This is a genomic window from Nitrospira sp. (genome assembly GCA_029194665.1).
GTDB lineage: Bacteria > Nitrospirota > Nitrospiria > Nitrospirales > Nitrospiraceae > Nitrospira_D.
In genome coordinates this window covers 1-11,934 of sequence record JARFXO010000002.1, presented here as the reverse complement: position 1 = coordinate 11,934, position 11,934 = coordinate 1, and the positions used below count along the sequence as shown (strand labels likewise).

Below are 11,934 nucleotides of genomic sequence, written 5' to 3'. Positions count from 1 at the left end.
AGAATACCAGCAGTCTCGCATTCTCAAACCGTACAGGAGACACATCGATGAACAGCATCCATATCTCGAATCGCGTGCCATTTTCGTTGTGTGTCCGTACTGGCCTCGCTGTACTCCTGTCTGGTTGCTCAACCACAGGCAAGGAAGCCAAGAGCGCGTCAGTCTTCTCTCAAGACCTTACCGATGCTGTGATCGAGCGCTACATCCGCGCTCATCCGGAAGTGATCGAACAATCGCTGCAGGGATTGCTGGCCAAACGCGACGCGGAACTGAAAGAGCGTCACAAAGCAGCCCTAGCGACGAAGCAAAATGAACTGCTGCACGATCCGGCATCGCCGGTCAGCGGCAATCCGAATGGCGAGGTCACCCTGGTCGAGTTCTATGATTACCGCTGCGGCTTCTGTAAGAAGGCGGCGCCGTCCGTCACGGAGCTTCAGAAGGTAGACCCACGGGTGCGAGTGGTCTACAAGGACTTCCCTATTCTGGGTGAACCGTCGGAGCTGGCGGCCAAGGCTGCGCTCGCATCCCAGGCACAAGGTAAACATCAAGCTTTCCACGAAGCGTTGCTCGCCTCCCACGCCGACATGAGCAGGGCAGCAATTTTGAAGATCGCTGTGAACGTTGGCCTCGACCCGAAACGACTGGAAGCGGACATGGCCGATCCCAAATGGCAGGCCGTCATTGACAAGAATCGGGCCCTCGCCCGCGACCTCGGCATCTCGGGGACACCCGGCTTCATCGTGGGCAACGAATTGGTGCCCGGGGCGTTGGATTTGAGGGGACTGAAAGAGTTAATTGTCCGGGCAGGGCATCAAGAATGATGAAAGTAGCAGACCATCATTGAGGAGTATCGGAAGTCTACCGGGACACTGTTTGATCGAGAAGGTGAGCAGTTTCGTGTGAGTGGGGCTGGAGCACATTTGTCTCATACAACCTTAGTTCTCCGCAGCCGGCTAGGAGCCTGTCCGACATTGACCTGAGCACAACAGAGGCGTTCCTGTGCATCCCATATCCGCACAGCTACAGACGGATTGACCTGGCGACGTTCGACTACCCCTGATTGTTCCACTCCCCCTTCCGGCTTCTGCCCAAGGTCCGCAACCCCTCGCCGGGGCGTCGGTGTCGCCGGCGCAAGACAGTCCAGAGCTTGCGCACATTGTGCGTGGTACAGATGAGCGCCCATTCGCCGCGCACCTGCCGCATTCCGCGCAGCAAGAATTGTCGATAGCCGCGACCCTGCTTGATCTGACCGAAGACCGGCTCGACAATCGCTTTGTGACGAGCATAGAGCCGGCGACCGTGCGTCGTGCGGAGGCTGCGGCGCATCCGGTCCGCCACCGACGCTCCTGCTGGCGGTCGGCCTCGGGGGGTGGCGGGTATCGCCTGGCGATGGAGCTGGCAATCCGGCGGGACGAGGGGGCGACAGCCCAACACCGTCAGGGCCGTGACGTTCGCCTCGCTGAAACACCTCGCATCTATACTCACAATCTGCGGGACCCACCGGTCTGGGCCAGCACCTGGGTCAGCATTGGCTGCGCTCGTTGTTTGTCATTGGCTTCATCGGTGACATCGGCTGCGACAATGATCTGTGCCCGTGCATCAATGGCCGCTTGGCAGTTGTACCCTTGCACGATACTCCCCTTGGCATCCGAGGCTGGCATGATCCGGCTCTCGGGATCCGTGAAGTTGCGCTGGGCCTTCGGAGAAGGCACGGAGCTGGGAGGCTGCGGCGGTCGACCTCGGCGTGGGCCGTCCGTCCGGCGTTCCTCGCGGGCCGCCTGCTCCATCAGTCGCGTGACTTCCACCGTGAGCCGTGCCGCTTCCGTCACCATCCGCCCATCGCTTATCGCTTTGTGCTTCGACGCATTCGCCTTGACCTTCGTCCGATCCGGGCGATATGCCCCAGCGAGACCAACCCCGCCAGCTCGCAGAGTTGCAGAAACTGCACAAACAGCTCGGTCAGCGCCGGCAGATGCTGCTTCCGAAAATCACTCAGCGTACGAAAATCCGACCGCTGGTTCGCCGCCGGCACTCAACATCCACATCCTCTTTCAGGTTCCGAGCAATCTGCTGCGAGGCCGGGATCCTCACGGCGTACACATACAGCAGGATCTTCACCAGCAGCGGCGGATGATATGGGGCCGTGCCATGCGTCACTCCACCATAGGGCATAAGAATCGGCTTGAGATATACTTCGTCCGCCGGATCCGACAGGAAGTACGTCAGGTGATCTTCCGGCAACCAGTCACGCGGGGACGGCGGCAACAGCCACAGCTCATCAGAGTCAGAGCGGCGAATTCTCCGGGTTGTCATCACACACCCTCCTCACTCATCACGATGCTGCATCGCTGATACACGAGTTAGAGTCTGCACACAAGGGCGTTGGAGCTAATGTGGGACAGGCTCCTAGAATTTATCATCAGGAAAAGAGCGAAAAGCAAAGAACTGTGTTAGGTTCGAAAAAGTAGACGCCTTCACCCTCCAATCAGAGGTTTGGAGGTGTCCGATGGAACGGTTATCGCGAGAGCAGTATACGAGTATACGAAGGAGTTCCGGGAGCAAGTGGTGTGGGCGGTGCTCGATCAGAAGCACCCTATTCCCGAGGCGGCGAGACGCCTGGCCATGTCAGAGAAGACGCTCGCGAAGCTGAGGGAGAGCCGACGACCCATAACGGATCTGGAGGTCGAGATGTCTCGGCTCAAGCGCGATCTCGCCGAAGCGCGGATGGAGTGCGACATCCTAAAAAAGCAACCGCGTACTTTGCCAGGCGCAGCTGCCGGATACGCGCTGTTCATGACGCGGCGTGTCCAATATCCCGTGGGACTCTTGTGTCGGGTGCTGGGGGTCTCCCGAAGCGGATGCCTTGCAGAACCGCTGCCCCTCGAAGCGCGATCAGGAGAATGCGCGGCTAGAAGTGGCGATCCAAGCTGCCCCTGTGCGCGCATGTCAGACGTACGGACCAGCGTCGGCATTCCCGGCTCGGGAATTGTTCGCTCGCTGCATTTGCCCAGCGGTGGGCCCGTCAGCAGCCGGCGACGTGAGGCTGCAATTTATGGCGTCCACTATTGATGACCCGGGTCAAGCCCCGCCCTTCCTGGCGGGGCGCTCAATGCAGGTTTTGGTACTCAACGGGTGGGTTGTTTCGCAAAAGGAGGAGGCCAATGGAAGCAAGGCCCTCGAAAATCAAGCGCGTTACTTTCTATGCCACGATGATACTCATCAGTCTTTTGGTGCTTGAGGTGGGATTTCGCACCATACTCGCCTTTTGGATTGGTCCCAGAGTTCTATTCTATGGCTCGCGTTTCCAACGACAGACCATTAGTCTTGCCGCGCCACCTAAAGCTAATCACACCGTCGGCAGGCACACAAATATTCAGCCGGGATACACGAAATATTTTCCTCATGAATCGAAGAGCGACCATGTCAAAGAGACTGGGGAAACCTTTAGGGTATCCATCAATGCACGCGGATTTCGCGGTCGAGAAATCACCGAGGCCAAGAAGCCTGGAGTCACTCGCATCGTCACGCTTGGGGCATCGTCAACGTTCGGCTTTTTTGACAAAGACGATGAAACTTACCCCTACTATCTTGAGCAGAGGTTAAACGAGAACTCTTTATCTAATGGTAAGTTTGAAGTTATCAATCTCGGTATTCCTCACCTCCACTCCGAGGAGATAGTCGCTCTCTTTCTTGCGGAAGCGATTCCTTTGCAGCCAGATGTGGTAACCTTCTACGAAGCACTAAATGACGCTGTTAGAGGAAACCCCAGGACAAATGAAAGTAACTCACCAGACACTACCTTGAGTAAGACACTGTCGCCTTTCTACCTGTTGAAGGCTACGTATGGGATTGTGCGTGACCACCTCGTCATGGTCAGATTTGTCGACAGCCTGCGATGGACCAAGATCACTGAGCTGACGTTCAACAAGAGGCAAGTTGATCATCACATTACTGGTACGAGTGAACACTTCATCGGCAATCTCGACATGCTGTACCGGGAATGCCAACGTCGTGGAATCACTTTTGTGGCTCTCAAGCAGCAAGCGAAGTCCTACATAGTCCCGGATGCTGATATCAAGGGTGTCACGTATGCACAAGAAGTTCAAATGGTCAAAGACAAGCTAGATAGAGCAGGTACAATTACGTTCTACGAACTCGTCTTTCTTACCCATAACGTTCTAACTACGAATCTAGAGAATTGGGCGACCTCCAACAGTGTGCCACTTGTGAACATTGTGAAGGTGCTCGATCAGGACAGGAATGTCTTGCTTAGCTTGGTGCACCTTGCTCCTCAAGGTAATCGCATGATTGCAGATGCGTTAGCCGAGGAGGTTAAGCGGTTGATTCGCCGCTAGGTTTGAACTCACGCCTTCGTGGTTTGCCGGCTTGCCGTGAAGCTTCGTGCTTTCAGCATCTAACCCGATTTGACCATCTTGCACCTCGGTCTGGCGGGATGTTTGTCCCGCTGGGGCTACCTCAAGAGAAATCCGTGGGCCAACCAGGCGCGCTGGATCTGAACCAATTGGTCTTGGGCACCCGTCGTTCCAGCCAAGCCCTCCAACACCGCTCGGATCTCCTGCGATCCTTCATCCCTCACAGCCCCCTCTCTTTGCGTCTCAAAATGGAAAACAGCGTCGCAAAGGCGGCGAGGTGCACGACCAACGTCATGGAGCCGGAGCGGTTTTGCATGTGAGTGGTTCGGAACCATGCATCGTGATAAGGAATCTGGCGACAAGTGACGCTGTCACTGAAGCCTGCGTTCGATCAAGCGAGCCTCTGCCGCCAGATGTTTGCTCTCCAACTGGTGTCGCTGTTGACGAAGGCTGTCCATTGCCTTCACATACTGACTGCGGTGCTGTTGCCACTGAGCGAGAACCTGGATCTTCCCCTCCCGGTTCGTCTGGACCTGTTGAAGGGTATCGCGCGTCAAGACAAGATGGTTGCGCTGCAGTATCCATTGCTGCTGCTGAAGCTGCCAGCCGGACAGGTCCAGCGCCTGCAGTTCCTGCAAGGCCGGATCGGTCCCAGCCGACGCCTGCTGAACATCGTTCATGCGCTTCGACACCGTATTGATGTTGCCGTTCAATTGCGTGATGCCTTTGTTCAGGAGGCCGAGGACCGGATCATCGGGAGGGGCAAGCTCACCCTGTATCTGACCGGTGTTGGCACAAGCTGCGACACTGATGGCAAACACACTACCGATAAGCATCCTTAGTCCACGTCTGTTCATACATCCTCCCTTATGAACGACCCATCGCCTCCGTCCGCCGGCCGGTATGATGCCCTAAGATTTATGTCGGACGTCCAGCTGGTTGCTGCTCCTCACTGCCTCCTCTTCCTCGGTGGGGCAGAGGGCCTGTGACCCTAGGTCGTTGGATGTGATGCCGCTCTGCGGGCCGGATGCGTCGGTATACCGGATTGCCGTTCCCGTGAGGATTCGCACGGTTTCATGATACTCATACGGAACCGCCATGCTACCGAACGGACCTCCGCCCCAAGGACCCCATCCCCCATATAGCCCGCCATACATGCCATACATGCCAGATCCCCAGGGACCTCCGTAGTACGGGCTGTAATAGCCCCACGGGCCATAGAGGGGCGAATAGGTTTCTCGGCGTATCGTTTGAGTTTGTGGTTGTGCAAACACCACGGCATCGGCGCCAAGGTCGGCGGCTCGACTCAAGATCTTGTGTTGCAGGCTCCCGAAACTGAGCTGGTCGTCGCTGATCCGTAACTCCGCGAGGTCGCGATGAGGCCTCGTCGGAGTCTGTCTCAACACGGCGACCTCCTCCACTGACCCCTTGGGAGGAAAGGTGTCGTTGGTGAGCAGGATGGTATCCACGCTTGCGCATGCGGAGAAACAGAGACAGAGCCCGATGATGCCCGGACCGGTCGCGATGTACCGTTTCATCAGAAACTTCGCGTCAGCCTTGAGCCACCCACATTTATCGACGGCGCGTTCGGCTGCGGCAAAGCGGCGCAGCTCGCCGCTTCTCCTTCGTCCGATAGAATACAGGGCAAGATCCTGCTCCCTCATCCGACCGCTCACCATCGGCCTAGATAACGTAATTGGATCGTGTGAAAGCTTCTCTCATTTGAACAAGCAAATGCAATCCCGATCCGAAGAGAAAAGGCAAAACGCCGTGGCTCTTCCTGCCCAGACTCTGTTTCCAAGGAAGGCATCAACAGCTGTAGGTCTCGCTGGCCAGTGCGCATGGGAATTCACCCCGACGCTGGCTGCTTCCTCGCGGCGAACGGTTTGTAATCTGTGGCGGGAGAAAGAGCCTCTGTGGCTCGACACACGAGTCTAGATCGTGCTCAATCCGGTGCAGGACAGGAACATCCGCAAACCCGACACCTATCCGTGGTCCAACTATCGGACCACGGCTGGACAGGCTCCCACGCCGCTCGTTCTGATCCTGGATTAGGAGCTGTCGCAGTTCGGCCGACACGGTGGACTTGCACTATTCGACGATCAGCCGCATCGTGAATGTCCGAGCCTAAATAGGTGCACATGCCAAGTGCTGACCTCGGAAATCTGTTTGACAAGAATCGGGCTCTCGCGAGGGAACTCGACATCTCGGGGTCACCAGGCTTCATCGTGGGAAACGAGCTGATCCCTGAGGCGTTGGATTTGGATGGACTGAAGGAGTTAATTGCGCGCGGGTCATGGAAACTGAGGTCTGTCGGCGGGCTGAAATCGACGCACATCGCAGAGTACACTATGCGACAGCCTTAATTAGTGATCGGGAGCCGAGCATGATATGGCTTGATCATCTCGGAGTGAAAAACTAGATGCCTCAAAAAATCAGGGAGCTGATAGCTGAGCTGACGAAGGCTGGATTCAAGGATCGAGGAGGTAAAGGGAGTCATCGAAACTTTGTTCATCCACGAGTGACGAAACCGGTTACCTTATCAGGAAAGCCTGGCGACGATGCCAAGCAGTACCAGCTTCGAACCGTCCGCTCAGCCATAGAGGAGGCTAAAAAATGAAAGAGAGTGCCAGATACGCGAAAATCGTTGAATGGTCTGAAGAAGATCAGTGTTACGTCGGGAGCGCGCCTGGTCTGGTGCTTGGCGGATGTCATGGTAAGGATGAGAAGGCGGTGTTCGACGAGTTGTGTCAGATCGTCGAAGAAGCGATTGTTCTGTATCGGAAAGATGGCAAACCACTGCCTCCCGCCACATCGGGACGGGACTTTGCCAACAAGATGCAATGTGTCGCCTAGCGCTCGCTTGGTGTGATGCAAAAGAGCACAACATTTGAAGCGGTCGCCAATGTGTGTGCCGTGCAGAGCCGATACGGTCGGCCGCTCGTCACATTGCTGGCCACCTCGCAGGGATCGGTCTACGCTGGGGATGGTCGTAATGCACTCCATGATCTTGCCGCTGTTTGGCGGGAGGTCCTCAATCCGCTGTCATGAGCTGAACCGATCGGCTACACCATCCCTCAAAGTAATGGAACCGACCATCGAATAGCCTCATTGACTTCTTCTGCATCGGTCTCTAGACTTCGCCGATCTTCTCCAGGAGATCATGGACCAAGAATCGCTCGCACAAATCCAGCAACTCATTACTGCAGCGACCGACACCCTGCGGGGAGAACTCGCAGACTCCAAACGGCACACTGGCGTTCTGGCGGAAGGACTCCGGCATGAACTCCAGCTCGTTGCCGAGGGATTTCAGCTGCAACTCGATCGGCGTCATGCCGAAGATCGATCCTTCCTTGAAGAACAATTCCGAGAAACACGTTCACTCATCCAACTGTCCTACGGCCAGATTCAGGAACGAGTAGAGCGGTTGGAGCAGCCGGTTCGAACCATCGAACAGCACCTCAGCCTAACAATTCAGTAGTGTTCCCTGTATAAGCGGAAGGGGCAGTCCCTGTAAGGGCTCGCATATTGTTTTGTGAAGTTGCTGGTTTTACTTCCCTGCTTCGCTGAGTGGCCAGCCTCACGTGATGTTTCGAGACCGTTGCTCGGTAGGACCTCGGTGGGTCGGTAGCCTGCCGTCATTCTTTCAGAATCTGTTCAAAATTGCCTGTATTGCACCTCTGTCCGGCGGTGCGTATGATCTCACGGTTCAATTCTTGAGGAGGTTCTATGGCGAAGATCACCGAGATCGCTCCGGATCTATTCCGCATCACGACCTTCGTTGAACCATTCAATATTCAGTTCAGTCAGTTCTTGATGCGCGACGATCAGCCGCTGCTGTTTCATACCGGCCCACGCGCACTCTTTCCCGAGATCAAAGCCGCCGTGGCGTCGCTGATCGAGCCGCAGACTTTGCGCTGGATCGGGTTCAGCCATTTTGAGTCCGACGAATGTGCGACAGTGCCGGAATGGCAGCAACTGGCTCCGCATTCGCAAGCGGTGTGCAGTGTGGTGGGCAAGATGGTCAGCGTCGATGATTGCCTGGCGCTTCGCCCAGCCAAAGGGATGGTCGACGGCGAAGTGATCGAGACCGGACGATACCGTTTCCGTTTTCTATCGACGCCGCATGTTCCACATTGCTGGGAAGCGGGGCTGCTGTTCGAAGAAACAGAACGGACGCTTCTGTGCTCGGATCTCTTTCACCAAAACGGGGACGTCGAACCGATAACGGATTCGGACGTGATCGACCGCTGTCGGAAGACGCTAGTGGACTATCAGCAAGGCCCGTTGGCGAATTATGTGCCCTATTGTTCGTTGACGGAGACGACGCTGCAGCGCCTGGCTGCACTACAACCGAAGCGGCTGGCCACCATGCACGGCTCTGTCTACATGGGCGATGGAAGCAAAGCGCTTCACGATCTGGCTACTGTTTGGCGGGAGGTTCTGAGCTCACCGTCATGATCCAAAACAGCTGATTTCTGATCAGTTAGCCAAAGTCACCAACGAATCCTGGCATCGACCTAATAAACCTACAGACCAAGTGCCGTTAGTTCGCCCACGATGTTCTCCTTGCTCTGGTTTCTCCTTGCGTTGTTGGGTGTCGTTGTTGTCATCGCGATCTGGTTTGGAATTGATACCAGACGCGCATACGCACGAATTACAGGCAACAGCGCGCTCTTTTCCTCGCCGTTGGGAGCTATTGAATTCACGCGAGGAGGATCTGGTGTTCCCGTTCTGGTGGTCCATGGAAGTGGAGGAGGCTACGACCAAGGAGCGCTGCTTGCGACGGCGATACTGGGCGATGGTTTCAACTGGATTGCGCCCTCTCGCTTCGGCTATCTCCGCTCGACTTTCCGTCAAGGCGCAACGTTTGATGACCAAGCGGATGCCTATGTCCATCTTCTCGACCGTCTAGGCCTCCCAAAGGTGGCCGTCGTTGCCTTATCACACGGCGGCCCATCTGCCCTTCTATTTGCAGCACGCTATCCAGAATGCGTATCCTCGCTGACGCTTGTGTCATGCGGGGTAGCCACTCCATCGGATGCACACCAGGCAGAGGCGAACCAAAAGGGCGACGCACTGACGACGATCTTCAAGTTCGAGATTCTCTACTGGATTGTCAGGAAGTTTCTGCGCAAGCAGCTGATTCGGTTGATGGGTGCTAGCGATAGTGTGATCACAGACTTGACCACGGAGCAGCGAACCTTGGTCAATCGGTTGATCGACTATATGGCTCCGGTATCCCCTCGCTACGCCGGCGTCTTCTTTGACAATAAGGCTGCGATGCCCAATGGGCGGGTGGCGGCCATTCGCGCCCCGACGCTCATCCTCCATGCGATGGACGACAGCCTTCAGCTCTTTCACAACGCGAAGTACGCGGCGGCTCACATTCCTGGGTCTCGCTTGATTCCTTTCAATCGGGGAGGCCACCTTCTGCTGGCGGTCGAGCAGTCAGCTATTCAAGAGGAAGTCAGAAAGTTTATCCTGACCCACGCTGGCGGTTTCAATCGGTAACCAATATGGAATGATGGCCACTTCAGCGGCGCTTGACCGGAGCCTACGAACAGGTTGAGAATGTGCGTCAAGTCGAAGGTTCGTCACTGAAGCCGGTTCGGCTAAACGTTGGTAACGTTGGTAGGGTCTGCCATCAAAGACAGGGATCATGAAGATCACCGTTATCGGAGCTTCGGCCGGTGTGGGACTCCAAGCTACGCGGCTCGCCCTTGAAAAGGGGCATGAGGTTATCAGCCTATCGCGTCGCAGCGTTCCTCTTCCAGGTCACGCTAAGCTCAAACGGGTACAGGGTAGTGCGACAAACCCAAGTGATGTGCGGGCCGCAGTGGATGAAGCAGACGCCGTTCTTGTGACCCTCGGCGTGAAAAGCCCCTTTGCCACCACGCTGTTTTCCGACTCTGCACGCCTCCTGCTACAGGTGCAACAGGAGACCGGTTCCTCCCCAACGCTAATCGTGTTAACGGGTTTCGGTGCAGGCGACAGCTGGAGCTATAACCCTCTTCCCATGAAGCTCCTCTTTACCTTGCTCCTCAAGGCAGTCTATGCGGACAAGAGTGAACAGGAACGTGTGATAGCCAGTGGTTATCCACGCTGGGAAATCGTGCGCCCGGGCCGGTTGACCAACGGCATCATGACGGGCCATTATCGAGTGCTGGACAACCTTGTGAAAGGCATGCGAGTGGGCGCCATTTCTCGTCCTGATGTGGCGCATTTCATGGTGGCACAGGCGGAGCAGCCGACATACCTCGGCAAGTCTGTTGCCCTCACCTACTGACAATGACGTGCCGGCTCTTGGCTGGGAACGACCCGTCCTTCTTCCAAATCTTGCAAATCCGACCAAGCAGTGATGTCGGTTCGTGATGGATCGATGGCGGTCAGGTATTTGTTGAACTTGGTCGCACTTTCAGGAGAACTTGGTCCGCGTGCCAACAGCTGCTGATTCCATTCTTCCACCTCGGCAGGCTGGTGTGGTTGCGCCGTTTGCTCAAGCCACTTCACGACTCCCTCATCGGTCGAATTGACCTCCACCGCAACCGTGAACTGGTCGCTGGTGATGCCCGCAAACTCCAGCAGCCGTTCGTCCATTGGACAGGGATAGATATACTCGCCTTCGGTTCCGGCAAGCACTGCCCGGCATTTGTCGATCATGCGGGCAAGGTGGGCATACCCCCCCAGCTTGAATCGCATGCTGCGGGGAAAGTCTTTGCGCAAATCCATTGTCAAAGCAACTTGTGGTTCTTGAAGGTCAGGTACTTTACGACGACCTGGCCGCCTTCGTAGGAAACAATTCGCCTGGTCGCCGGAAGATCCGATGAGCCGACACGGACATGGGTGTCGGTGAAACTTTCGACATTGGTCAGTTTGCCGTCGGTAGGCGAATAGTAATAGACCGTGTACTTGGTCGTGAGATTCTTCTGGTCCTGTGTGATCGCGCTCTCCTCGACGTTGATTGTAAATGCGATCGGGTTCATGCCGGGATGGGCCATCTTGCGGTTGATCTGTGTGATGCGGTTGTCCTTAATCCGGTAGAAGGAATGAGAGCCATGGATATTCAGTTTGGTGCCGAACGGATGGCTGTCTTGCTCCATTGTTAAGGAATACTTTCCGTCGGACTCCTCGAAGCTCCGTGGCCCCCGATGGACGGCGATCATGCCCAGTTGCTCTTGCGCCCATTTTTGGGTTTCGCCATCGCCGAGCTGAACGGATACTTCGCGGGGGCTCTTGACGATGACGGGGCCGCTGGTTTCTTTCCCGTTCACGTTCACGGTGAGGTCGGCAGTAAACCCTTTGAAATCTCTTGGCCACCGAGCGGTCCCTTCGAACGCTCGACGCAGTAACTCGCGCGCTTGAGGATCATCGGTGACAGTCGAAGATTCTGGTGTATGCTCCATGATGGATCTCCTCCTAAGAAAAACAGCCTGTTCCATACTTATACCGGGTGTGTGCGATGACACTCAATAGTGAAATCCCCAGTGAAATCATCTGGGCCGGAGGCTTCTTCTGCGAGGGCTTTCTGATCCATCGCACGGTCGCGTAACATTCGATA

General features: G+C 56.1%; 14 protein-coding genes and 1 pseudogene. 9 read left to right on the top strand and 6 right to left on the bottom strand.

Annotated features, from left to right (window positions below; genetic code table 11):
• Nucleotides 1–188 precede the first annotated feature (188 nt).
• A complete protein-coding gene (locus tag P0119_05760) occupies nucleotides 189–821 on the top strand; it encodes a DsbA family protein (GenBank protein ID MDF0665567.1) in 633 nt (210 codons plus the stop codon).
• A gap of 319 nt (nucleotides 822–1,140) precedes the next feature.
• On the opposite strand, the pseudogene P0119_05755 reads toward P0119_05760, so the two are convergent.
• Nucleotides 1,141–2,313, bottom strand: a pseudogene (locus P0119_05755) (transposase).
• A gap of 186 nt (nucleotides 2,314–2,499) precedes the next feature.
• Between P0119_05755 and P0119_05750 the strand changes: the two are divergent.
• Both P0119_05750 and P0119_05745 read left to right on the top strand, forming a co-directional pair.
• Entirely contained in the window at nucleotides 2,500–3,069 is a 570-nt protein-coding gene (locus P0119_05750; GenBank protein ID MDF0665566.1) for a hypothetical protein, read from the top strand.
• Nucleotides 3,070–3,161: 92 nt separating this feature from the next.
• Nucleotides 3,162–4,355, top strand: coding sequence for an SGNH/GDSL hydrolase family protein (locus P0119_05745; GenBank protein ID MDF0665565.1), 1,194 nt, complete (start codon nucleotides 3,162–3,164; stop codon nucleotides 4,353–4,355).
• A 116-nt stretch (nucleotides 4,356–4,471) separates the two neighbouring features.
• Here P0119_05745 and P0119_05740 read toward each other — a convergent pair whose 3' ends face one another.
• The 3 genes from P0119_05740 to P0119_05730 all read right to left on the bottom strand — a co-directional run bounded on the left by P0119_05740 (nucleotide 4,472) and on the right by P0119_05730 (nucleotide 6,037).
• Nucleotides 4,472–4,597: a hypothetical protein gene (locus P0119_05740; GenBank protein MDF0665564.1), complete on the bottom strand. Its 126-nt coding sequence runs from the start codon at nucleotides 4,595–4,597 to the stop codon at nucleotides 4,472–4,474.
• A 147-nt stretch (nucleotides 4,598–4,744) separates the two neighbouring features.
• The gene (locus tag P0119_05735) at nucleotides 4,745–5,230 is read right to left on the bottom strand and encodes a hypothetical protein (GenBank protein ID MDF0665563.1); all 486 of its coding nucleotides are present in this window, start codon (nucleotides 5,228–5,230) and stop codon (nucleotides 4,745–4,747) included.
• Between the two features lie 54 nt (nucleotides 5,231–5,284).
• The gene (locus P0119_05730; protein MDF0665562.1) at nucleotides 5,285–6,037 is read right to left on the bottom strand and encodes a hypothetical protein; all 753 of its coding nucleotides are present in this window, start codon (nucleotides 6,035–6,037) and stop codon (nucleotides 5,285–5,287) included.
• 477 nt (nucleotides 6,038–6,514) lie between these two features.
• On the opposite strand from P0119_05730, the gene P0119_05725 reads away from it, so the two are divergent.
• From P0119_05725 to P0119_05700, 6 genes are all read left to right on the top strand, one after another.
• Nucleotides 6,515–6,739: a hypothetical protein gene (locus tag P0119_05725; protein ID MDF0665561.1), complete on the top strand. Its 225-nt coding sequence runs from the start codon at nucleotides 6,515–6,517 to the stop codon at nucleotides 6,737–6,739.
• Between the two features lie 250 nt (nucleotides 6,740–6,989).
• Nucleotides 6,990–7,229: a hypothetical protein gene (locus P0119_05720; protein MDF0665560.1), complete on the top strand. Its 240-nt coding sequence runs from the start codon at nucleotides 6,990–6,992 to the stop codon at nucleotides 7,227–7,229.
• A gap of 307 nt (nucleotides 7,230–7,536) precedes the next feature.
• A complete protein-coding gene (locus tag P0119_05715) occupies nucleotides 7,537–7,854 on the top strand; it encodes a hypothetical protein (protein ID MDF0665559.1) in 318 nt (105 codons plus the stop codon).
• Between the two features lie 248 nt (nucleotides 7,855–8,102).
• Entirely contained in the window at nucleotides 8,103–8,834 is a 732-nt protein-coding gene (locus P0119_05710; GenBank protein ID MDF0665558.1) for an MBL fold metallo-hydrolase, read from the top strand.
• Nucleotides 8,835–8,942: 108 nt separating this feature from the next.
• On the top strand, nucleotides 8,943–9,887 hold the full coding sequence (locus P0119_05705; protein ID MDF0665557.1) for an alpha/beta hydrolase: 945 nt from the start codon (nucleotides 8,943–8,945) through the stop codon (nucleotides 9,885–9,887).
• 148 nt (nucleotides 9,888–10,035) lie between these two features.
• Nucleotides 10,036–10,662: an NAD(P)H-binding protein gene (locus tag P0119_05700; GenBank protein MDF0665556.1), complete on the top strand. Its 627-nt coding sequence runs from the start codon at nucleotides 10,036–10,038 to the stop codon at nucleotides 10,660–10,662.
• Here the strand turns inward: P0119_05700 and P0119_05695 are convergent.
• Complete coding sequence (locus P0119_05695) at nucleotides 10,656–11,105, bottom strand: DUF5069 domain-containing protein (GenBank protein ID MDF0665555.1); 450 nt, start codon at nucleotides 11,103–11,105, stop codon at nucleotides 10,656–10,658. The two genes, P0119_05700 and P0119_05695, sit on opposite strands and share 7 nt — an antisense overlap.
• 2 nt (nucleotides 11,106–11,107) lie before the next feature.
• Nucleotides 11,108–11,779, bottom strand: a complete 672-nt coding sequence (locus tag P0119_05690) for a DUF3386 family protein (protein ID MDF0665554.1) — start codon at nucleotides 11,777–11,779, stop codon at nucleotides 11,108–11,110.
• Nucleotides 11,780–11,934 lie beyond the last annotated feature (155 nt).